This is a genomic window from Halomonas sp. Cn5-12 (genome assembly GCF_021532545.1).
GTDB classification, from domain to species: Bacteria; Pseudomonadota; Gammaproteobacteria; order Pseudomonadales; family Halomonadaceae; genus Vreelandella; species Vreelandella aquamarina.
In genome coordinates this window covers 54,190-76,951 of sequence record NZ_JAKGAY010000003.1, presented here as the reverse complement: position 1 = coordinate 76,951, position 22,762 = coordinate 54,190, and the positions used below count along the sequence as shown (strand labels likewise).

Below are 22,762 nucleotides of genomic sequence, written 5' to 3'. Positions count from 1 at the left end.
GTCTCCTTTGCATCGGTGTCTTTATCAATTGTGTGCTAGATTAGCATTTTTACTTAATGAGGCTGCTATGCTTCCATCCGCTCCTAGGGACCCTGAAGCGGTCAAAGGCGTCATGTTTGGCTTAACCGCCTACATCATGTGGGGTTGTTTCCCGCTGTTTTTTGCCCTCTTTGACGGGATTCCGGCCTTTGAGATCTTGATTCACCGCATTTTGTGGTCGTGCCTATTCCTGGTGGGGCTGATTAGCGTGCTGGGCCGCTGGTCACCGGTCGTGGCTGCATTGGTGCACCCTAAGCGCTTGGGCCGAGTGTTAGCCTGCGCGCTGCTGATCGCCTTTAACTGGGGCATCTATATCTATGCGGTGGAGAGCAAACAGGTGCTGCAAGCCAGTTTAGGCTACTTTCTCACCCCGTTGGTGAATGTAGCACTGGGCATGCTAGTACTTCGGGAAGTCATGGCGAAGCTACAGCTTGTGGCGCTGGGCCTCGCCAGCCTTGCCATTGCGATTCAATTTATCATGCTGGGTGAATTACCGTGGCTTAGCTTGCTGCTTGCCCTTAGCTTCGGCAGCTATGGGCTGTTTCGTAAGCAAGTGCCACTGGATGGACTGTCAGGCCTCTTCGTGGAAACGCTGCTGCTATTCCCGCTGGCGCTAATGGCGCTTACCTGGATGAGCTGGCAGGGCGAGTCACATTTCCTCCACGATGCGCCCATGTCCGTGCTGTTAGTCGTGAGCGGAGTCTTAACTGCCCTGCCGTTGATGGCCTTTGCAGGCGCGGCGCGTCGCTTACGCTTGGCCACGCTGGGGTTCTTAATGTATATCAACCCCAGCATTCAGTTCCTAATTGCCTTGACGATTTTCGGTGAGCCCCTGGGCATGACCCAACTCGCTACGTTCTTGATGATCTGGACCGGTCTTGCGCTCTACTCCTGGTCCTCATGGCAATCACGCCCGCGTCAAGCGGTAGTTTGACGAAGCAGTCGGTAACGCTGGCTGCTCTTTATGAGCCACACTGGTTGCGGTGTTTTTTTCCGGCGGGTAGCCAACACGGAAACCGCCCCAGTGCTTGCCATTAATATAAATCGGCACTGAGAGGTCGTGCATGATCTCGCCAGTATCACGCTTGTAGGTTTGCAGTAGCAGCGGTTTCTCGTGTGCACCGCAACGGCTACCGGTAGGATCATCAAAAATACGCTTACTGCGGCAGTACTTTAGATCGTGGTCATAATCGCCGGTTGGCGCGCGGCTTACAGCAGCATTGTGGGTAGGCACGTAGCCGTTACGGTCACAAGCAATGGCGTAGCTCAAGCCATATTCGTTGAGTAACGGCTCCTGAAGGCTGGGCAACTGCTGATCCGTGAAAGAATCGAACCCGGTATGGTAAAGCGGGGGCCGAGTGCCGTTAATAGCCGGATAATCTGGTTGGAACAGCGCTCTTTCTGATAGCTCCCCTCGGGCAATGGCTTTCTCAAACAGTTTACCGATGCGGTCAGCGGTTTGGCGGGCGGCAAGGAAAACCGTTTGGTGCCGACCCATTAAGCGCTGCTGAGCTAGCTCGCCATCTAAACCCTCTGCGGCATCCATCAGTGCGCGCGCCTGTAGCGCCAGTTCATGCATATTACGATTGCCTTCATCGACATCATCTTCCAATTGGCGCAGGCTGTCGGCAACGGTTTGGCTGTGCTCTTTGGTGCTTGCTGTTCATAGCGTCAGCAACGCTGGTTATCTCCTGCTGAACTTGATCAAACTCTTCGGTAATTGTAGCTAGGCTGCTGCCCACCCGCTGCATGCCCTGAGAGCGCTCGCGAACGCGGGTCATTAAGTCTCCCATAGTAGCCACCACGCTTTGCCCACTTTGGTGCATGTCTTTGACCAGTGCATCGACACTTTGCGTCGCAGTGGAGGTTTTCAAAGCGAGGTTACGCACTTCTCCTGCGACCACAGCAAATCAATCGGTGCTGATCAGCGCTATAAACACTATATAACCCGACAGCCATCACCCCCATACCACCCAATGAAGCGCACAACACAGCGAGGTATTTCCAAGCACCTGGTTGAGACACCAGCCCGATAGAGGCTATCAGTAGTAGCAATGGCACCAGCCAACGAAGTAGTCGCATGTGAGGCACTCTTTTTTAGTTGACGTTGTTGAGTTGGAAAACGCTGGGATGTAGGAGACCCCTCTTTCTCAGTAATCTTAACGGGTTATGCTAATGAAAGAAGTAGCACTTTGGGGGAAGAGCGATCTGTATTGCTGGCAAGGAAACGGCAAATGCCGTAATTATCGTTATAACGCGCTAAACTATTGCCTTTATTTTCAATGCTGCCCTTATGCACACTCGGTCTAAGCCATAGGAGCTTATGTTTAAGCGCTATTTGCCTATTTTTACCTGGCTGCCCCACTACCATAAGCGTTTGCTTGGAGCCGACCTTCTAGCGGGCTTGATTGTGACCGTTATGGTCATACCTCAATCGCTAGCTTATGCCCTGCTTGCGGGATTGCCAGCCGTGGTAGGCCTCTATGCGAGTATTCTGCCGCAACTGCTGTATACCTTTCTTGGCACCAGCCGCACTCTGGCGGTAGGGCCAGTCGCCATCATCGCGCTGATGACTGGGGCCGCGCTATCCTCGGTGGCCGCGCCTGGTACCCCCGAGTACCTGCAGGCTGCGCTGGTGCTCTCGCTGCTCTCAGGTACCATTTTGGTGGCCATGGGCGCGCTAAAGATGGGCTTTTTCAGCAATTTTTTAAGCCACCCGGTTATTTCGGGCTTTTTGACCGCTTCGGGAATTTTGATTGCCGTTAGCCAGTTAGGCAGCCTGTTGGGCGTTTCAAGCAGCGGTTTCACTCTGGTAGAGCGCCTGATGACGCTACTGCCTAACCTGCCTACGTTTAACCCTTATACAGTTGCCATTGGCGGTGGAACGCTGCTGTTTCTGGTGTTAATGCGCCGCTATGGAAAACAAAGCTTGATAAAGGTAGGCCTTCCCGCAACACTCGCTGATTTAATGGCCAAAGCCGGGCCCGTTTTTGCCGTGGTGGTCACTACGTTGGCGGCGTGGCACTGGCAGTTGGCTTACGAGCATGGGGTAGCCGTGGTCGGCACTATTCCCAGCGGTCTGCCCGCACTTAGCTTTCCCTGGGGGGATGCGTCGTTATGGCGAGCACTATTAATACCCGCCATGTTGATTAGCCTAGTGGGGTTTGTCGAGTCGGTTTCTATGGGGCAAATGCTGGCAGCAAAACGGCGCCAGCGTATCTCCCCCAACCAGGAGCTGATTGGCTTAGGGGCCGCCAACTTAGCGGCAGGGTTTACCAGTGGCATGCCTGTCACCGGCGGCTTATCTCGCACCGTCATCAACTACGATGCGGGCGCACAAACGCCTGCTGCTGGGGCCTTTGCCGCGCTCGGCATTGCACTTGTGACCATGGCATTTACCGGCTGGCTCTACTATCTGCCCATTGCCACTCTAGCGGCCACCATCACAGTGTCTATTTTAACGCTGGTGGATATCCCCATGCTGCGCCAAACCTGGCGCTATTCGCGCAGCGACTTTGCCGCCATGGCGGTCACGATTCTATTAACGCTGGTGGAAGGCATTGAAGCGGGTATTATTGGCGGGGTGACGCTCTCCATTGCGCTCTTTTTATACCGCACCAGCCGCCCTCACAGCGCATTAGTGGGCCGAGTGCCGGATACCGAGCACTTTCGTAATGTAGAGCGGCACGATGTGGAGACGGTAAGCAACGCAGCCCTACTGCGCATCGATGAGAGCCTCTACTTCGCCAATGCCCGTTATCTCGAAGACACCATCTACAACTTAGTGGCCAGCCGCCCAGAGCTTGAGCATGTCGTGCTGATTTGCTCTGCGGTCAACCTCATTGATGCGTCTGCCCTAGAGAGCCTGGATGCCATCAATGCTCGCTTAAAGGATTCCGACGTCAAACTGCACTTATCAGAGGTGAAAGGCCCGGTGATGGACCAGTTGAAAAAAAGCGACTTCCTGGATGCGTTAACCGGGCGGGTATTTTTAAGCACCTACGCGGCATGGCGGCAATTCTCTTAGCTTAGGAACGCATAAACCACTGAAAAGCCAGGCAACCGCCTGGCTTTTTTTGTGAGCCTAAGGACTATTTTTGGCTGCCCACCAGAACAGCGTTGACAGCCTCTCTGGCCTTACCTACTATCACTCGACCACTTAGCAAAACCAAATACCGCATAGCAAAACATAAAGTAACTGAACGTAACGAGCCCAAAAGTAACAATCACAATAGAAGCAACCACAATAAAGGAGCATCTCAATGCGTCCGTTTGCTCACCGCCTACTCATCGCCGCACTTCCCCTTTCTTTATTGAGTGCATCAATCAGCCATGCCAGCGAGGTAGAACTCCCTGGCACCATGGCCTGGACCGCCTACGGCACCAACTCTAGCGGTTACGCCCAAGCCGTTGCGATTGGCAATATGCTGCAGAATAAGTACGACTCTTCTGTGCGCATTCTGCCTGGTGATAACGATGTTTCCCGTATGACGCCCCTTAAACAGGGTCGCGTTGACCTGTGCGCTTGCGGTATCGCCAGCTACTACGGCGCTGAAGGGGTCATGATGTTTGCCGACCGCGACTGGGGCCCGCAGCCACTTCGCGTCATTACCACCTCTACCGCATCGTTTGGCCTGTCACTGGCCGTGGCGGGTGACTTGGACGTTGAAACCCCCGCCGATTTAGCAGGCAAACGCATTGCTTATATCCGCGGTGATGATGCTCTAAACAAAGGCACCGAGGCGTACCTTGCCTTCGGCGGCCTAACCTGGGATGACGTTGAACGCGTTGACTACCCCGGCTATGCCCGCTCTTTCGACGGTATTATTGCCGGCGATGTGGACGCCTCGTTCACTACCACCGTTACACCGCCCGCTCAGCAGCTTGCGAGTAGCCCTCGGGGGGTTAGCTGGCCAGTGCTTGATCCTAATGATGAAGCTGGCTGGGAACGCATGGCGGCGGTGGCACCCTACTTCCGCCCCCATGAAGTCACCGCCGGTGCAGGCGGTATTAGCGCCGAAAACCCGCTACCCAGCGCCAGCTACCCCTACCCCATTGTGGTCGCCAACCAGGACCTGGATGACAATGTCGCTTACGGTTTAATCAAAGCGATGCAGGAAAACTACGACGACTATAAAGATAACGCGCCGGGTGCGATGGGCTACGCACTGGAGTACCAGGATTTACAGTGGGTGGTGCCCTTCCATGACGCAGTAGTGGAGTACTACAAAGAGATCGACGTATGGACCGATGAGATGCAGGCCCACCAAGACCAACTCGTTGAGCGTCAAAATGTATTAATGCAGGCCTGGGAGCAGTTTATGCAAGACGCACCCAGCGATGCTGATACGTTTACCACTGAGTGGATGGCCGCCCGCGCCACGGCGCTCACCGATGCTGGGTTCGAGCCGATCTTCGAGTAACTCGCCACGGGGCGGCGCTCGCCGCCCCTGCTGATTGATGGAACGCCCTATGACCACCGATACCGCACCTGCCAGCACGCCGCAGGTTAAAGAAAAGATCAGCCAAATCCGCGAGCTGCCACTGGCGCTTCGTTGGGTGCCTGCCACCGTCACCGTATTACTGATGATGATGACGCTGGATTACCTGTTTAACTGGGGCTGGCTCACCTTCGTGACCGGGCTGGAAACTCAGTTTTACTACGCAGTGGTGGCACTGCTTCTGCCGCTCGTGTTTCTGCTATGGCCCATGCGCAGCAGCCAGCAGGAGCAATCCATTCCCTGGTATGACTACCTGCTTAGCGCTGTCACGCTGATCGTGGGTGGCTACTTTGTGTATAACGCTGTTCCCATTCTGGAGCGCGGCTGGGCGTTTGCAGCTCCAGATATCGCCATTTATTTCAGCTATGCCTACTGGTTATTGATTATCGAAGCAGCCCGCCGAGCCGGCGGTTTGCCGATTGCCATCATTGCCGGGGTGTTCTCTCTCTACCCCTTAGTAGCCGATATCGTTCCTGGCCCCATCCAGGCATTCCCCTCTAGCCTGCCTGAAACGGCGATGTACCACACCATGAGCACCGAAAGCATCATGGGGGTTCCGCTACAGGCGTTTGCAGGCCTGGTGATTGGCTTTCTGGTGTTTGGCGTGGTGCTGCAAAAAAGCGGCGGCGGCAAATTCTTCATTAATTTAGCCTTTGCGCTTTTAGGCCATGTACGCGGCGGCCCGGCTAAGGTGTCGATTTTTTCCAGCGGCCTGATGGGTTCCATGAGCGGCAGCGTGATCAGTAACGTGCTGACCACCGGGGTACTCTCGATTCCGGCCATGCGCCGCATTGGCATGAGTCGCTCGTTTGCGGGCGGTGTGGAAGCCTGCGCCTCAACCGGTGGCGTATTGATGCCCCCAGTGATGGGTGCCACCGCCTTCGTGATGGCCATGTTCCTGGATATTCCCTACTCAGCGGTGGCGCTGGCAGCGGTAATTCCCTCGATTCTCTATTTCCTTGGCCTGTTCATTCAAATTGATGCCTATGCCGCGCGCAATGACATCAAAGGCCTGCCCGCCATAGAGCTGCCGTCGATTAAGCAAACGCTGAAAGAGGGCTGGTACTTTATCTTCGTCTTCGGCCTGCTGGTATGGATGCTGCTGATCATGCAGCGCGAAGCGGTTGCCCCGTTCTATGCGACCGCCCTGCTGTTAGTGCTCAACCAACTCTCTAAGCAGAACCGCTGGGGTTGGAAGGATGTCACCGAAACGCTCTCGTCAGCGGCCAAGCTATTTGCCGAACTTATCGCCATTCTGGCGGGCGTTGGTATGTTAGTAGGCGCACTCTCCATGACCGGCCTGTCGGGCACCATTGCCAACGACTTTATCAATATCGCCGGCGGCAGCGTGCCATTGCTGCTAATTATGGGCGCGGTCACCAGCTTTGTGTTGGGCATTGGCATGACCGTCACAGCAGCCTATATCTTCCTGGCGGTGGCGCTCGCCCCTGCGCTGATTCAAGGCGGCGGTCTGGACCCCATGGCGGTGCATATGTTCATCCTCTACTGGGGCATGCTCAGCTTTATCACGCCACCCGTGGCACTGGGTGCCTTTGCCGCCGCCACCGTGGCCGGTGCCCGCCCGATGGAAACTGGCCTGCAGGCCATGCGCTTAGGCAGCGTGATTTACTTTATCCCCTTCCTATTCGTGCTGAACCCCGCGCTGATTATGCAGGGCGAGCCATTGATGATCATTGCCGTGTTTATCCAGGCAGTCATCGGCATCATTCTGTTTGCCTCTGCCATGCAAGGCTACCTGATGGGTGTTGGGCGATTGGGCTACGGCGCGCTGCAGGAGATCGTCATTCGTGCCCTCGTGTTGATCGCCGGTCTGCTGCTAGCGCTACCTGGCGGCGGTCTGGTGCCGTTAAGCCAATGGGAATTAATCGGCCTCGCCGCGTTAGCACTGGTACCCGGCGTTTTAATGGCGCGTTTAAGCCAGCGCCACCATCGGCGTTCGCTTACTGCCAACGCTTAATCTAACTTCGAGGAATCTTATGAGCACAAAAACAACACTCTCCCTCGTATTCAGTAGCTTGGCTGCTGGGCTAATCATCACGAGCAACGCTAGCGCCATGCCCAGCACGCTTAACTGGACCGCTTACGGCACTGGCACCAGCGGCAATGCGCAAATCATGGCGATTAGCCAACTGCTACAAGAGGAGCATGGCACGCAGTCCAGAGTCATTCCTGGCGAAAACGACACCATGCGTATGACGCCGCTGAAAACGGGCCGCGTGGATCTGTGCGCCTGCGGAATCGCGAGCTACTACGGCTCCGAAGGGGTGATGATGTTTGCCCGCCCCGACTGGGGCCCACAGCCTATTCGCGTCATTTCAACCTCGATGGCCAGTTTTGGGTTAGGCATGGCGGTCGCGGGAGACGTGGACATTGAGTCAATCCACGACCTTAAAGGCAAGCGATTGGCCTACCTGCGCGGCGACGACGCGCTGAACAAAGCTGCTGAAGCCTACCTAGCATTCGCAGGTTTGACCTGGGATGACGTTGAACGCGTCGACTTCCCCGGCTACAACGCCGCCTTCGACGGTATTATCAGCGGCCGTGCCGATGCCGCTATTACCACCACCGTGACACCGGCGGCGCAGCGGTTAGCGGCGAGCCCTCGTGGATTGCAGTGGCCGGAACTACCCACTGAAGACGCCGCAGGTTGGGCACAGATGCTGGAGGTGGCCCCCTACTTCCAACCCCACGACGTCACTTCAGGCGCAGGTATTAACGCTGACCAGCCGCTTGCCAGCGCCAGCTACCCCTATCCGATCATGGTGAGCAACGCCGATTTAGCCCCTGAAACGGTCACCGGCTTGATCACCACGCTGGTGGAGTCTTTTGACGACTATAAAGATAACGCCCCAGGGGCTAGCGGCTATGCCCTTGAGAATCAAAACATGACCTGGGTGGTGCCGTTCCACGATGCTGTGGTGGCGTACTACCAAGAAAGCGGCGTATGGACCGATGAAATGGACGCCCACCAGAACGCATTGGTGGAGCGGCAACAGCTGCTAATGGACACCTGGGAAGCCTATCAAGCCGATGCGCCCGAAGACGAAGCGGCGTTTATCGACGGCTGGATGGAAACTCGGCACGCCGCCTTACAAGAAGCTGGGTTAAACCCCGTTTTTTGATGTTGCTTCAATCACGACGGAAATCATTACCTAAGGCCGCCTCTGCGCGGCCTTTTGTTTAGCCAACTACGTTCCGCAATGCAGAACGCTGTTTTGCATTATTGACTCCAACGGCGTCTTTCGCCATGATCACCTCATTCCGAATAACAACTTTAAATTTCATATAGCGAAATACGGGAGCCACTATGAGTGTTCACTACCAGCGACATGGCGAGGTCGGCGTCATTAGTATCGCTAACCCGCCCGTCAACGCATTGAGCCAAGCGGTGCGTAGCGGTTTGCTCAGCGCCCTTGAAGAGGGGTTGGCCGACCAGCAGGCCCAAGCACTGGTGGTGATGGCAGAGGGGCGCACCTTTATCGCCGGGGCCGATATACGTGAATTTGGTAAGCCGCCCCAAGCACCGCTGCTACCGGATGTCATTACACAGCTAGAAGCCTGCTCGAAACCGCTCATCGCATCGCTACACGGCACTGCGCTAGGCGGCGGCTTGGAAGTTGCGCTGGGTTGCCACTATCGTGTTGCGCTGGCAGGCACACGCGTAGGTTTACCAGAAGTGAAGCTTGGCTTACTGCCCGGCGCAGGCGGTACCCAACGGCTGCCCCGCTTGGTAGGTGTGGAAAGATCCTTAGACATCATCACCAGCGGGCGCTTTGTGGAAGCCGCTGAAGCGCAGGATATCGGCATTATCGATGCCATCAGCGATGCCCAAACACCGCTGGAAGCGGGTTTGGCAGCGGCAAAAGAGGTATTAGCGGGACAACAGCAGGCGCGCATCACCGGTCAGTTACCCACTCCAGAGGCCAACTCCCAGGCCATTGATGACATGCGAGAGCAGCTTGAATCCAGCGCACCGGCACTGTTTTCACCGTTTCGCATTGTGGACGCCGTTGACGCCTGCACCAAAGCCACATCTCTGGAAGAGGGTTTGCGCCGCGAGCGTGAGCTATTTCTTGCCTGTATGGACTCCCCGCAGCGCGCAGGGCTGATTCACCTCTTTTTTGCCGCTAGAAATCCCCATGTCGTCCCTGGCGTAGACAATGCTGAGCCCTTTGCGCAGATCGCCCTCATCGGTGAGCACACGCTGTTTGAGACGTTTCATACCGCCGCCCAGCGCGCCAACATAACGCTTACCGATACCCCAAACGATAGCACCGAGCTGTGCCTGCTCGCCCCTGGCGAAGATGTCAGCACCTGCCCTTCTCAAGCCGTCACCGTAGCGCTGCAGCCACTCACCGACAGTGCCTCAGCCACACTCCTAAGCCTAGTACTTGCCGAGCGCGGCCCGTTCCATGAATTGGTGAATCACCACGCCAGCGCGACCGACCAGCAGCGGGCTGCCTTAACGCTCAAAGCGCTGCGGGCCAACGTGGTGGTTAGCAAGTCGCCTAGCGTATTGAGCACGCTGTATAACGCCGCAAAGCAAGCGCCCGACAACGACGCTCAGTCAGCCATGGAGCAGGCGAGCCTGACGCTAGCACAGCAAGGCGCCTGCTACCGCGAGAGCGATATTGATCTGTTGGCGGTGGAAGCGTTGGGCTACCCACGCCATTTAGGCGGGCCGCACCGCCAAGCCTCTCTGCCATCCCATTTATCGACTCACAAAAAGACGCCTTCCGAGGATGCACACTCATGAACCTGACGTTTAGCCCCGAAGAGCAGGCATTCCGCGAGGAAGTCCGCCGATTTTTAGCCGATGCACTGCCGAGCGACATCCGTGAGCGCGTGCGCCTTGGGCGGCATCTGCGCGCCGATGACCACATCCGCTGGCAGAATATTCTCAGCGATCAAGGGTGGCTTGCCGCCAACTGGCCTGTTGAGCACGGCGGTCCAGGCTGGGGCCCGGTGCAGCGGCATATTTTCGACGAAGAGTGCGCCGCCGTCCACGCCCCTACGGTGGTGCCCTTTGGCGTCAATATGGTCGCGCCAGTGATCATGAAATTTGGCAGTGTGGAGCAGCAACAGCACTACCTACCGCGGATTCTTAATAACCAGGACTGGTGGTGCCAAGGTTATTCTGAGCCGGGCGCTGGCTCGGATTTGGCCGGTTTATCCACCCGCGCCGTGCGTGATGGCGACCACTACATCGTCAATGGCCAGAAAACCTGGACCACCCTAGGCCAGCACGCCAATATGATGTTCTGTTTGGTACGCACCGACCCCCACGCGAAAAAACAGGCGGGTATCAGCTTCTTGCTGATTGATATGCAGTCCCCTGGCATTACCGTACGGCCGATTATTACCCTCGACGGCGCTCATGAAGTCAACGAAGTGTTTCTCGATAATGTGCGCGTGCCGGTAGAAAACCGTGTGGGTGAAGAGGGCCAAGGCTGGACCTGCGCCAAATTCTTGCTCACTCACGAGCGTACCGGCATTGCCGGGCTTGGCCACGCCAAGCAGGCGCTGCGCCATTTGAAGTCCCTCGCTTCCCGTATGCAACATCGCAGTAAACCGCTTTTATCGCTCCCCAGCTTTCGCCAGCGGGTGGTCAAAGCCGAGCTTGAACTGATGGCGCTTGAAGTGACCAACCTGCGCGTGATTGCCGCAGCGCGGGATGGCGGCGTGCCGGGTGCAGAAAGCTCGCTGCTAAAAGTACGCGGCTCTGAGCTGCGCCAAGAGATTAGCGAGCTTACCCGCCGTGCGCTTGGCCCTGCTGCCCTGCCGTTTTTCCCCGAATTTCTCCATGGTGATGAATCGCTGGCTGACGAGTACGCCCAAGGCGCTGCCGCCAGCGCCCAGTATTTTAATCGTCGCAAGCTGTCGATTTATGGCGGTGCCAACGAGATTCAAAAAAGCATCGTCGCTAAAACCATTTTAGGAATGTAAGGGGGTCACCATGGATTTTGCACTTACCGACGAGCAGCGCATGCTCGAAGAGACACTGACACGCTTGGTGGCCGACCAGGTAACGCCCGAGCAGCGCCGCGCTATGCTGGAAGCGCCAGCCCAAGGGGCCAGCCCGCTATGGCGCACGTTTGCCGAGCTGGGCCTGCTGCATATGCCGTTTAGCGAAGACGTCGGCGGGCTAGGCGGCGACGGCACCGATGTAATGATTATTATGCAAGCGTTGGGGCGCGGCTTAGTGCCAGAAGCGTACCTGTTTGGGTTAGTCATGCCTGGGCAGCTGCTTGCGCTATGCGCCAACCCCGCACAGCAGGAGCGCTGGCTGGCTCCGCTGTTAGAAGGTGAACACCAGCTCGCCTTGGCTTGGCAAGAACACACCGCCCGATATGACGCTTTCGATATTTCGACCCAAGCGAGCCAACACAATGGCCAGTGGCAGCTTAACGGCCGCAAAGATGTCGTGATGAACCTCAGCAATGCCGCCGCCACGCTGGTGACCGCCCAACTGCCTACCGGCAAGCTAGGCGTGTTTATCGTCCCTGCCAATACTCAAGGCGTCACCTTACAGACCTATCGCACGATGGATGACCAGCCCGCCGGTGACCTAACGTTGAACAGCGTGACTCTGCCGCTAGAGAACTGCCTAAGCGAAGACGCAGGTGACGCATTGGCAGAGGTGCTGGCCCTGGGTCGCGCCGCACTTTGCGCCGAAGCCATCGGCGCAATGGAAACTGCCTGCGACCAAACCCTCGCCTATTTAAAAGAACGCAAGCAGTTTGGCCTGCCGCTGGCCACGTTCCAGTCACTGCAGCACCGCATGGTGGATATGCACCTTCACCTAGAACAGTCGCGCTCCATGGCGATTCTCGCCGCCACCAGCCTCTCGCTGCTTGCTGATGAGCGGGACTATAAAATCGCCGCGGCCAAGGCTTACTGCGGCGAGTCCGCGCGCTTTATTGCGGAACAGGCCATTCAGCTTCATGGCGGCATGGGTATGACCGAAGAGTGCTACGTGGCCCACTACGCCAAACATCTGGTGATGTTTGATCACTACCTGGGCGACAGCGACTATCACCTTGAGACGGTGAGCGAACAGCTCGACGCCGCCTAAGGAGAAGCTCATGCGCAGTGAAGAAACGTCACTTGTACGCGTTGAGACTACCGAGGGCGGTATCGCCGAAGTGACCATTGCGCGCCCTGCGGTGCGCAATGCGCTCAACGAGCCCACGGCCCTGGCGCTCAATGAAGCATTAGCGACCGTGGCGACCGACCCGCAGGTGCGTTGCGTGATTCTCAGCGGTGAAGGTAGCGCTTTTTGTGCCGGTGCTGATTTAGCGGAATTCGAAAAGGCCTCCACCCAGCCTGCCAGCGAGCGGCTGGCAACGCTTTTTTTGCCTGCGCTGCGCAGCATGATGACGATGGAAAAGCCCGTAATCGCCGCGGTGAGCGGCGCTGCCGCGGGGATTGGTGTGTCCTACGTGCTAGCCAGCGATATGGTGGTGATGGGCCGCTCGGCTTACCTAAAACTGGCCTTTATCAATATTGGCTTGATTCCCGACGGCGGTGCTTGCTGGCATTTGGTACGCAAGCTTGGCCACGCGCAAGCTTTTGAGATGGCGGCACTGGCTACACCCATCGACGCCGAGCGCTGTGTGGCGCTGGGCCTAGCCAACCGAGCGGTGGAGGATGGTCAGGTGTTAGCGGAAGCACGAGCGCTGGCACAGGCCCTGGTGGCTCAATCCCCTCAAGCGCTGGGAGCAACAAAACGGGCCATGCGGCAGGCGGCAAACCTGTCGCTTGACGACACGCTAACGCTTGAAGGCGCACTGCAAGATGAGTGTAAAGCCACCGAGGATTTTCACGCCCGCGTGGCTGCTTTTCGTCAGCGCCGTCGTAACTGATCCAGTGCTTGCTGATAATCCGCACGCAGCGTGGCTATTTCATCGGCCACGCTGTTCAGTGTGGTAATACCCCCCACCCCTTGCCCTGCACCCCAAATATCCCGCCACGCTTTTGCCTTACTGCTGCCGCCTGACCCATAGCGCATGGCGCTTTTGTCACCCTCAGGCAGTGCCTCTGGGTCCATCCCTGCCTGCTCGATGCTTTGGCGCAGGTAGTTACCGTGCACGCCAGTAAATAGATTGGTATAGACGATATCCCCCGCAGCGGCTTCCAATACCATCTGCTTGTACGCGGGCTGAGCATTGGCTTGCTGGGTGGCAATAAAGCGCGTGCCCATATACACCATGTCCACGCCCAGCGCCTGAGCGGCAGCGATCTGCTCACCTTTGGTAATCGCCCCTGCCAGCACCAGCGGGCCATCGTAAAACTGCCTGACCTCCGCCACAAAGGCGAAGGGGTTAAGCCGCCCCGCATGGCCGCCTGCCCCATGGCAGACCAAAATTAGCCCATCCACCCCGGCATCGATGGCTTTTTTAGCGTGCCTGAGTGTGGTCACGTCGTGAAATACCATGCCGCCATAAGCGTGCACTTGCTCGACCACCCGATTGGGCGCATGCAGGCTGGTAATGATCAGCGGCACCTTGAACTCAGCGCATAGCGCCACATCGTGATCCAGACGGTCATTGGTGGGGTGCACGATCTGATTCACCGCAAACGGCGCGGCGGGCTGCTGCGGATTCTGAGCGTTATAGTCGTCTAAGGTATCGGTAATCTGCTGCAGCCACTCCCGAAGCACTTCCGCAGGCCTGGCGTTCAGCGCCGGAAACGCGCCAATAATCCCCGCCTTACACTGGGCAATCACCAGCTCAGGGCCAGAAACGATAAACATGGGAGAGCCGATAACCGGCAGCGTCATGGAGGCAGTCAGTTGGGTTAGCATACGTGGCTCATTATCATTGTTTGTAAGCCCATCAGCGTAAAACCCCAAAAAAAGGGGTTTTAAAGCATGGCCAAAATAGCTGGCATGGCCGGAACAGCCCGTAGCGGGGGTCTTTCGCCAGGGATGGCGAAAGTAGCGCCCATGGACGGGTTTACAGCGCCCCCGCCTAGGGCTATTCCGGACAGCCTCCTAAACTTACAGCTTGCTTTCCAGCTCAGGAAGAATCTCAAACAGATCCCCTACCAGGCCGTAGTCGGCCACCTGGAAGATCGGCGCTTCGTCGTCTTTGTTGATGGCGACGATCACCTTGGAGTCTTTCATGCCCGCCAAGTGCTGAATCGCACCTGAAATACCCACCGCAATATAAAGCTCAGGCGCGACGATCTTACCGGTCTGGCCCACCTGCATGTCGTTAGGAACAAAGCCCGCATCGACCGCCGCACGCGAAGCGCCAATGGCCGCGCCCAGCTTGTCGGCAATGCCATCCAGCAGCTTGAAGTTCTCGCCGTTACCCATGCCACGGCCACCGGAGATGACGACCTTGGCACCGCCGAGTTCCGGGCGGTCGCTCTGGGCCAGCTCTTCTTTGACAAAGCTGGATTGGCTGTTGTCAGCGGCGAACGCTACCGCTTCCACGGCTGCGCTGCCGCCCTGACCCACCGCATCGAACGCGGTGGTGCGCACGGTGATCACTTTCAGCGCGTCGTCACTTTTCACCGTGGCGATGGCGTTACCGGCGTAGATCGGGCGCTTGAAGGTATCGGCGCTCTCTACCGCGATAATATCCGATAGCTGGCTGACGTCTTTCAGCGCGGCTAGGCGCGGCAGGACGTTTTTGCCGGTGGTGGAGGCGCTGGCCAGTACGTGGGTATAGTCGCCTGCCAGTTCCACCAGCAGCGCGCCCATGGGCTCGGCCAGCTGATGGGCGTAAACGGCGTTATCGGCAACGCGCACGTTGTTGACGCCGTCGAGCTGGGCAGCTGCCTCGGCGGCCGCTTGGACGCCTTCACCGGCGACCAGCACATCAATATCGCCACCGATGGCCTGGGCCGCCGCCACGACGTGAGCGGTCGCGCCCGCCAACTGACCTTCATGAAGGTCGGCAAGTACCAGAATGCTCATGAGATCAGCTCCTTTTAAAGCACTTTGGCTTCGTTTTTCAGTTTGTCGATCAGCTCGTCCACCGAGGCGACTTTAATACCGCCTTTGCGCTCGGCGGGGGATTCCACTTTGAGCAGCGTGACCTTGGAGGCCACTTCCACGCCGTAGTCAGCGGGGGTTTTGACATCCAACGGCTTCTTCTTGGCCTTCATGATGTCCGGCAGCTTGGCGTAGCGCGGCTCGTTCAGGCGCAGGTCGGTGGTGACGATCGCCGGCAGTGTGAGGGCCACGGTTTGCAGGCCGCCGTCGATTTCACGCGTCACATTAACCTTGTCGCCGTCTACCGCCACTTCCGAAGCAAACGTGCCCTGGGGCAGATTGGTCAGCGCGGCGAGCATCTGGCCGGTCTGGTTGTTGTCGGTGTCGATGGCTTGTTTGCCAAGGATCACCAAACCGGGCTGCTCTTCGTCCACCACTTTGGCCAGCAGTTTAGCCACCGCCAGCGATTCGGCGCGCTCGTCGGTTTCAATGTGGATGGCGCGGTCAGCCCCCAGCGCCAGCGCGGTGCGCAGCTGCTCTTGGGCAGCCTTGGGGCCTACGGTCACGGCCACGACTTCGGTAGCCACACCCTTCTCTTTCAGGCGCACCGCCTCTTCCACGGCAATTTCGCAGAAGGGGTTCATGGCCATTTTGACGTTGGTAAGGTCCACATCAGAATGGTCCGCTTTGACGCGGATTTTGACGTTGTAGTCGATGACGCGTTTCACCGCGACGAGGATTTTCATAAGGCATGCTCCAGCGATTGAACCATCGGCTTTTTATTCCGCATAGCAAAATAATATTTCACTTTATAAAAATAACAATAAAAAAACGCCTGCCAAAGGTCAAGCGTTTCCTTGAACAGCCCACCTCAGAAAGGCGACCAACCAAACCATAACGCCAGCAGCGGGATGGCAGCGACCAGAAAGCGTCCGTTCCAGCGGTAACCGATGCGGGTGGCGGGTACGCCGGTAAAGCGCGAGAGAATCAGCATGGAAGCGGTCATTGGTGATGACATCAGCGCCAGCGCCCAGCCTACCATTAACGATGCCCCAATCAGCTCAGGCGTTAACCCTTCAATGCCCAGCGTGGGGAGCAAGCCCACCAACAGCGTCACCGTAACAATCGGGTTGACGCCTATTTGCGCTAGCCCCACCACCATCAGCATGGCCAACACCGCATTCAAAGTGCCCAGCGGGTCTAGCACCGCCAATAGCGGTGCTAGCTGCTGAGTATCCACCAAGCCCACGCATACATGCCCCAAATAGCCTGCCGCCCCCAGCACCACGATTTCATTAGCGCTGGGAGACAGCAACCAAGGTAGCTGACGATGCACCGCCGTTATGGCGGCAGGCAACCCGCCAAAGCCCAGCCTGCGACGCTGCCAAGCCAGCCATAAAAGCGCCCCGGTAGGCGCGCCCAGCAGCGCGGCAATGGGTAGTCGTAACTCCAGCAGCCACGCAATGGAAAACACCAGCGCCACAATGCCGATTAGCAAAACGCTAAACTGCGCCAACGGGCGCAGCGACGGGGTGACATAGGTTTTATTGGCGGGTGGGTGCGGGCCGGTGAAGTAGTCCACCGCCCAGCCCGCCATAAAAATCAGCGCGGCGGCCCCGAGAATATAGGGTGCCAGCTGTGGCCAGGTGACCTGGGGAAGGCTTGAGAGGACCACGGCCACCCCGATACCCATGGGCGAAATCAGCGGGGCCAGCGAAAACCCGCGCAGCAGCGCTAGCATCATGCGCCGCTGGCGGGCCTCACGCACCCAGGCGCGCCCTTGGGCGGCACTGAGGGTATTGCTCTTCTCGATCATCGCGGCGAACAGATTCAGCACGCCAATGTTCAAAATGATGCCAAACAGCGCCGAACCCAGGGATAAGATCGGGTAGCGACGGCTAGGCGGCTGAAGCAGCATGCTTTGCCCGCAGCGGCGCACTAAACGAGAGCGATAGGCAGGTAGGCGCAGCATACTCAGCGCCACCACAAAGGTAGCAAAAAACGCGAAACGCCCACTCGCCTCAAACAGCAGTTGCCCAGGCGTAGGCGAGCGCCACAGCGCGAGCAGTGTGAGTACGCCAGCGGCACACAGCAGCCCCTTGGCCATGCGGGTGAGTTGACCTTTCAGGGTCATCAAATAGAGCAGCAGCGCAACAATGCCTGCGGCTTGCCACGCCACGCTGCCACCCACCAAATGAATCAGCGTGGCAAGCGTCACCAGTAGCAAACAGGAAACCCGCAGGCGGGCTGGGCTCACTCGCTAGACTCCCTCAACTGCGGGTCGGGAACGCCTTGTGACGATTCGCTGCCGCTACGGCGACGAAAAGAGCCTTCGCCCATAGCGACGAGATTGCCCTGCTCATCCACGATCTCACCGCTGGTCATGAAGGTTTTTTGCCCGCCGCCACGCAGCGTGCCCGTGGCCCGTAACACGCCTTGCCGAGCAGGCCCCACAAAGGTGGTGGTAAGTGACAGCGTCATCCCGCGACGAATATTCCCCGGCACATCGCAGTGCAGGCCCGCTAGGCTTAAGGCGCTGTCCAGCATGGAAGCCAGTACGCCGCCGTGCACGTTGCCGCTGCGGTTGAGGTGCTTGGATTCAATGGTGAGTTCCACCACTGCGCGCCCCTCTTCCCACTCCACCACGTGCATGCCCAGCAGTTCGTGATAACCCATCAGCGCCTGCGGTGTGATTGAGGCGTCAGCGCCGTCTGTTTCGCTCATAAAGCGCTCTCCTGCTGGGCCAAGTCGCGTAGCCGTCCTTTTAAAATCTTACCGCTGGCAGTGGAAGGCAGCGCATCCATCAGCACAATTTGGGTCGGACGCTTATAAGGCGCAAGCCGTTCGGCAATAAAGGCTTTGAGTTCTGCCATATCAACCTCAATACCCGGCTCACACTGCACAAATGCCACGACCTCTTCATTGCCTGCCACCTGCCGCCCAACCACTGCGGTTAAGGTCACCGCAGGATGCTCATTGATGACCGCTTCCACATCTGGCGGGTAGATGTTGAAGCCCGAGCGAATAATCAGCTCTTTACTGCGGCCCACGATATAGAGCTGATCATCGTGATCCAGCTTGGCGATATCACCGGTATTGAGCCAACCATCTTCCGTTAAAGTGGCGCGGGTGGCGTCCGGCTGGCGGAAGTAGCCCTTCATGATATTAGGGCCACGCACCCACAGCTCGCCGATCTCATCGCCTGCCTTTTCTGACGTGCCGCTGCTGCCTAAGGGCTCTAACCGATACTCCAACAGCGGCAGCACGCGGCCCACGGTGCTGCTCTGGTGGCGGTCTTCAATGCGGGTTTGACTAATCGTCGGGCTGGCTTCGGTGAGACCGTAGCCATTGTGCAGCGTTAGGCCAAACGCAGCTTCCACGCGTTTTTTGGTATCGCTATCCAGCGGCGAGCCGCCTGCGGAGATATAGATAAGCGCAGGTGCTTCTAACGCGCGCTGCTCACGCTTCAAGTACTCCAGGGCGCGAGCGTACATAGCAGGCACGCCCTGAAGCACGGTAATGCGCTCCTCTTTGAGCGTTGCCAGCAGCTGTACCGCGTCAAACCGGGGCACGGTATAAAGGCACGCGCCGTTATACAGCGAGCCCATACACACTGATGAGAGGCCAAACACATGAGACATCGGCAGCACGCCGTACACCCGCTGCCCTTCACTCAGATGACGCATGCCGCCGGAAATAGAGGCGATATACAGAATACCGCGATGGGTCAGCATGACGCCTTTCGGCGTGCCGGTGGTGCCTGAGGTGTAGATCATCGCGGCTACCTGCTCGGCACCGCTGGCGTGAACAGGCTCTGGCTCGCTATCAAATAGCGGTGAAATCGCTAGGCCGCCGAGCTGCGGATGCTGATAGCGGTCAGCCGCGTGGCGCTCGGCGTGCTGGCTCGCCTCTTGGGAGGCTTCGCAAGTGTAAAACACTCGGCGAGGCAGGCAGTTGCCCTGAATTAAATCCACTTCCTGAGCGGAGAGGCGCGAATTGACAATCGCGACCCAAACATCCATTTCACTGGCGGCCAACAGCAGTACTACCAGGGCACGGCAGTTTTCACTGACCGTCATAATACGGTCGCCGGGCCGTATGCCTAAATTAGCTAACCACTCGCAGGCGGCATAAATCTCTTGCCCCAGCTCGGCGTAGCTCCAGCGGACGTTGCCATCCACAAGCGCGGGGTGATCCGCTAGGCGTTTCGCATTTTCCAGCACGCGGGTGCTCAAGCGCTCGGGAAGTTCTGCTAACAGCTCGCTTGCCAGACGGCCAAAGATTTTCTCATCTGGCGCTTGGTAAGGGATCGACAGAGCCATTAGGACGCCTCCCGCACCATGTTCCGGGCAATCACCAGCTGCTGAATTTGCGTCGTCCCTTCGTAAATGCGGAACAAGCGCACATCGCGGTAGAAACGCTCAACGGCGTATTCCGACATATAGCCCGCACCGCCGTGCACCTGCACGGCGCGATCCGCGACGCGCCCCACCATCTCGGCACAGAACAGCTTGCAGCAGGAGGCTAGGGTTGAGACGTTTTCGCCATCATCCTTGCGGCGTGCGGCGTCCATGACCATGGTTTTGCCTGCGTAGGCCTCGGTTTTGCTATCTGCCAGCATGGCCTGCACCAGTTGGTGCTCCGCCAGCGGAGCACCAAACTGCTTACGCTCCATGGTGTAGCGCAGCGACTCGTCTACTAAGCGCTCGGCCACGCCCACACACACGGCGGAAATATGCAGCCGCCCACGGTCGAGCACTTTCATGGCGGTTTTAAAGCCTTGTCCCTCTTTACCGCCAATGATGTTTTCAGCCGGTACACGGCAGTTATCAAAAATGATATCGCAGGTATGCGCGCCCTTCTGGCCCATCTTATTATCCGCCGGGCCGCGAATCAGACCGGGCGTATTGCCTTCAACAATAAAGGCGGAGATACCGCCAGCGCCTTTGTTGTCTGGGTCGGTACGCGCCATCACGGTGAACAGGTCCGCCTCCGGGCCGTTGGTGATATAGCGCTTGGTGCCGTTTAACACGTAGTGGTCGCCATCGCGCACGGCGGTGGTGCGCAGGCTGGCGGCATCGGAGCCGGAATCCGGTTCGGTCAGGCAGAAAGAGCTGAGAATTTCCCCGGTGGCCAAGCGCGGCACGTATTTGGCTTTCTGCTCTTCAGTGCCGTCAATCAGAATGCCCTGGGCACCGATGCCATTATTCGTACCGAATACCGAGCGGAACGCGGGAGACGTTTTGCCGATTTCCATGGCTACCAGAGCTTCTTCTTCCATGGTGAGCCCTAAGCCGCCGTACTCTTCAGGAATGGATAGCCCGAACAGCCCCATCTCCTTCATTTCCGCCAGGATCTCGGCGGGCACTGCATCCTCTTCGGCAAGCCGTGCCTCATTGGGAATCAAACGCTCCCGTACAAAGCGGGCAATGGTATCAACCAACTGATTCAGCAGTTCGGGATCACGGATCATAACGGCTCCTGGTAGCAACGATATTTTTATGGTTGGCGTTCGCGCGGGCAGTGAGGCCTGCAATAATTCTGCATGGCGAAACTAGCGTTCACTCTCTTGTCAGGCACTTTTGCATAGCCTAGGATGGCAGTCAATAAACGAAATGCTATTTTGCAATGCAGAACAACAAACACTTGCAGCGAGGATTTTGACCTATGTCCAACGACGCAGTCGCCCATTCGTTCAACACTCTTGGCATTGTCGGCACCGGGGCCATGGGTAGAGGGATTGCTCAGCTCGCCGCGCAGGCAGGCCTGAACGTCATGCTATTTGATGTTAAAGAAGGCGCGGTGGCGGAAGCGACTGCCTTTATTAATGGATTATGGCAGCGCAGCGCCGACAAGCAGCGGATTACCCAAGCCCAAGCCGAGCAGTACGGCGAGCGATTGATTGAGGCCCGCGACCTCGCCGCTCTCGTCCCTTGCGATATTGTCGTTGAAGCGATTATCGAGAAGCTGGAAGCCAAACAGGGGCTGTTTAGCGATTTAGAGGGCATTGTTCGCCAGGATGCCGTGCTCGCTACCAACACCTCTTCACTGTCTGTTACCGAGATTGCTGCCGCCTGCCAACACCCAGAGCGCGTGATTGGCTTTCACTTTTTCAACCCCGTTCCGCTGATGAAAATTGTGGAAGTGATTCCAGGGCTACGTACCGCTGACACCGTCACCCAGCGGGTTGATGCCCTGGGCACCGCCATGGGCCACTTTACCGCCCAGGCCACCGATACCCCTGGCTTTCTGGTCAATCACGCCGGGCGCGCTTTTGGCACCGAAGCACTGCGCGTTCTGAGTGAGAGCGTGACAGACCCTGCCACCATTGACCGCATCATGGTGGATCAAGGTGGTTTTCGAATGGGACCCTTCACGCTGCTGGACCTGACGGGCCTGGACGTTTCCCATGCGGTGATGGAGTCGGTGTACCACCAGTATTATGAAGAGCCGCGCTTTCGCCCTTCACCGCTCACCCGCCAGCGGCTCTCAGCAGGCTTGCTGGGGCGCAAAACCGGTGAAGGCTTTTATCGCTACGTGGATGGCCAGCAGCAGATGCCGGAAGAGCCCGCCATTGCGACAGCCTCGCCTTGCCCCGTGTGGATCAGCCAAGACGACCCTGGCAGCGCCGCCCAGCTTGCCGAACTGGTCGCCACGGCGGGCTGGCCACTAGAAAGTGCGGATCAGCCCTCCTCAGAGGCGCTGTGCCTGCTGACACCGCTGGGCGAAGACACCACACAGTGCGCTCTGCGCCAAGGCTTGAATGCCGAGCAGTGCGTCGCGGTGGATATGCTGGCGGGGCTGGATAAGCGCCGCAGCCTGATGGCCTCCCCCATTACCCGACCCGAACTAGTCAATGCCGCCGCCAGCCTGTTGAATGCTGACGGCACGCCGGTCAGCACCCTACAAGACAGCACCGGCTTTGTGCTGCAGCGCGTGGTGGCCTGCATCGTCAACGTTGGGGCAGATATCGCACAGCAAGGCGTCGCTGCACCCGCCACTATTGATCGTGCGGTGGAACTTGGCCTGGGCTACCCATTTGGCCCGCTGCGCATGGGCGACCATTACGGCGCTTCGCGCATCCTGACCATTTTGAACAACCTATTAGACGCCACCGGTGACCCCCGCTATCGCCCTAGCCCGTGGCTGCGCCGCCGCGCCGCGCTGGGCATGCCCCTCACTGACGGGCCAACGGGCTGAACCCCCTCAGTTTCAATTACGGCTTAAGTAAGGCTTACACAAACAAGGAAAATAA

General features: G+C 57.9%; 17 protein-coding genes and 1 pseudogene. 10 read left to right on the top strand and 8 right to left on the bottom strand.

The features are described 5' to 3' along the window. Positions 1-67 precede the first annotated feature (67 nt). Positions 68-973 carry an EamA family transporter RarD gene (gene rarD, locus L1249_RS03020; RefSeq protein ID WP_137093182.1) on the top strand — a complete coding sequence of 302 codons (906 nt, stop codon included), beginning with the start codon at positions 68-70 and terminating at the stop codon, positions 971-973. Here the strand turns inward: rarD and L1249_RS03015 are convergent. Continuing rightward, positions 947-1,949: pseudogene (locus tag L1249_RS03015) on the bottom strand (methyl-accepting chemotaxis protein); the annotation flags it as partial. The gene rarD and the pseudogene L1249_RS03015 overlap by 27 nt on opposite strands. Before the next feature lie 413 nt (positions 1,950-2,362). Between L1249_RS03015 and L1249_RS03005 the strand changes: the two are divergent. The 8 genes from L1249_RS03005 to L1249_RS02970 all read left to right on the top strand — a co-directional run bounded on the left by L1249_RS03005 (position 2,363) and on the right by L1249_RS02970 (position 13,426). Continuing rightward, positions 2,363-4,066, top strand: a complete 1,704-nt coding sequence (locus L1249_RS03005; RefSeq protein WP_137093184.1) for a SulP family inorganic anion transporter — start codon at positions 2,363-2,365, stop codon at positions 4,064-4,066. Between the two features lie 235 nt (positions 4,067-4,301). Continuing rightward, positions 4,302-5,462 (top strand): TAXI family TRAP transporter solute-binding subunit, encoded by a 1,161-nt coding sequence (locus tag L1249_RS03000; RefSeq protein ID WP_172416210.1) that lies wholly within the window; start codon positions 4,302-4,304, stop codon positions 5,460-5,462. Positions 5,463-5,511: 49 nt separating this feature from the next. Beyond that, positions 5,512-7,518 carry a TRAP transporter permease gene (locus L1249_RS02995; RefSeq protein WP_172416211.1) on the top strand — a complete coding sequence of 669 codons (2,007 nt, stop codon included), beginning with the start codon at positions 5,512-5,514 and terminating at the stop codon, positions 7,516-7,518. Positions 7,519-7,537: 19 nt separating this feature from the next. Beyond that, on the top strand, positions 7,538-8,683 hold the full coding sequence (locus L1249_RS02990) for a TAXI family TRAP transporter solute-binding subunit (protein ID WP_172416212.1): 1,146 nt from the start codon (positions 7,538-7,540) through the stop codon (positions 8,681-8,683). 185 nt (positions 8,684-8,868) lie between these two features. After that, on the top strand, positions 8,869-10,317 hold the full coding sequence (locus tag L1249_RS02985; RefSeq protein WP_172416213.1) for an enoyl-CoA hydratase/isomerase family protein: 1,449 nt from the start codon (positions 8,869-8,871) through the stop codon (positions 10,315-10,317). Beyond that, positions 10,314-11,507, top strand: coding sequence for an acyl-CoA dehydrogenase family protein (locus tag L1249_RS02980; RefSeq protein ID WP_172416214.1), 1,194 nt, complete (start codon positions 10,314-10,316; stop codon positions 11,505-11,507). Before L1249_RS02985 ends, L1249_RS02980 begins: the two co-directional genes overlap by 4 nt. A 10-nt stretch (positions 11,508-11,517) precedes the next feature. After that, the gene (locus tag L1249_RS02975; protein WP_172416215.1) at positions 11,518-12,636 is read left to right on the top strand and encodes an acyl-CoA dehydrogenase family protein; all 1,119 of its coding nucleotides are present in this window, start codon (positions 11,518-11,520) and stop codon (positions 12,634-12,636) included. A 10-nt stretch (positions 12,637-12,646) separates the two neighbouring features. After that, complete coding sequence (locus L1249_RS02970; protein WP_172416216.1) at positions 12,647-13,426, top strand: enoyl-CoA hydratase/isomerase family protein; 780 nt, start codon at positions 12,647-12,649, stop codon at positions 13,424-13,426. On the opposite strand, the gene L1249_RS02965 is transcribed toward L1249_RS02970, so the two are convergent. The 7 genes from L1249_RS02965 to L1249_RS02935 all read right to left on the bottom strand — a co-directional run bounded on the left by L1249_RS02965 (position 13,408) and on the right by L1249_RS02935 (position 20,980). Next, complete coding sequence (locus tag L1249_RS02965) at positions 13,408-14,367, bottom strand: NAD(P)H-dependent flavin oxidoreductase (protein WP_044629168.1); 960 nt, start codon at positions 14,365-14,367, stop codon at positions 13,408-13,410. The two genes, L1249_RS02970 and L1249_RS02965, sit on opposite strands and share 19 nt — an antisense overlap. Before the next feature lie 195 nt (positions 14,368-14,562). Then, positions 14,563-15,489 (bottom strand): electron transfer flavoprotein subunit alpha/FixB family protein, encoded by a 927-nt coding sequence (locus L1249_RS02960; RefSeq protein ID WP_058577901.1) that lies wholly within the window; start codon positions 15,487-15,489, stop codon positions 14,563-14,565. Positions 15,490-15,503: 14 nt separating this feature from the next. Next, positions 15,504-16,253 carry an electron transfer flavoprotein subunit beta/FixA family protein gene (locus L1249_RS02955; protein WP_101147005.1) on the bottom strand — a complete coding sequence of 250 codons (750 nt, stop codon included), beginning with the start codon at positions 16,251-16,253 and terminating at the stop codon, positions 15,504-15,506. 125 nt (positions 16,254-16,378) lie between these two features. Further along, positions 16,379-17,764, bottom strand: a complete 1,386-nt coding sequence (locus L1249_RS02950; RefSeq protein WP_062373855.1) for a hypothetical protein — start codon at positions 17,762-17,764, stop codon at positions 16,379-16,381. Continuing rightward, a complete protein-coding gene (locus L1249_RS02945) occupies positions 17,761-18,231 on the bottom strand; it encodes a PaaI family thioesterase (protein WP_172416217.1) in 471 nt (156 codons plus the stop codon). Before L1249_RS02945 ends, L1249_RS02950 begins: the two co-directional genes overlap by 4 nt. Further along, on the bottom strand, positions 18,228-19,829 hold the full coding sequence (locus L1249_RS02940; RefSeq protein ID WP_172416218.1) for a class I adenylate-forming enzyme family protein: 1,602 nt from the start codon (positions 19,827-19,829) through the stop codon (positions 18,228-18,230). The genes L1249_RS02945 and L1249_RS02940 overlap by 4 nt, the downstream gene beginning before the upstream one ends. After that, complete coding sequence (locus L1249_RS02935; protein ID WP_044629402.1) at positions 19,829-20,980, bottom strand: acyl-CoA dehydrogenase family protein; 1,152 nt, start codon at positions 20,978-20,980, stop codon at positions 19,829-19,831. The genes L1249_RS02940 and L1249_RS02935 overlap by 1 nt, the downstream gene beginning before the upstream one ends. A gap of 194 nt (positions 20,981-21,174) precedes the next feature. On the opposite strand from L1249_RS02935, the gene L1249_RS02930 reads away from it, so the two are divergent. Beyond that, entirely contained in the window at positions 21,175-22,707 is a 1,533-nt protein-coding gene (locus tag L1249_RS02930) for a 3-hydroxyacyl-CoA dehydrogenase (RefSeq protein WP_062373858.1), read from the top strand. Positions 22,708-22,762: the final 55 nt, after the last annotated feature.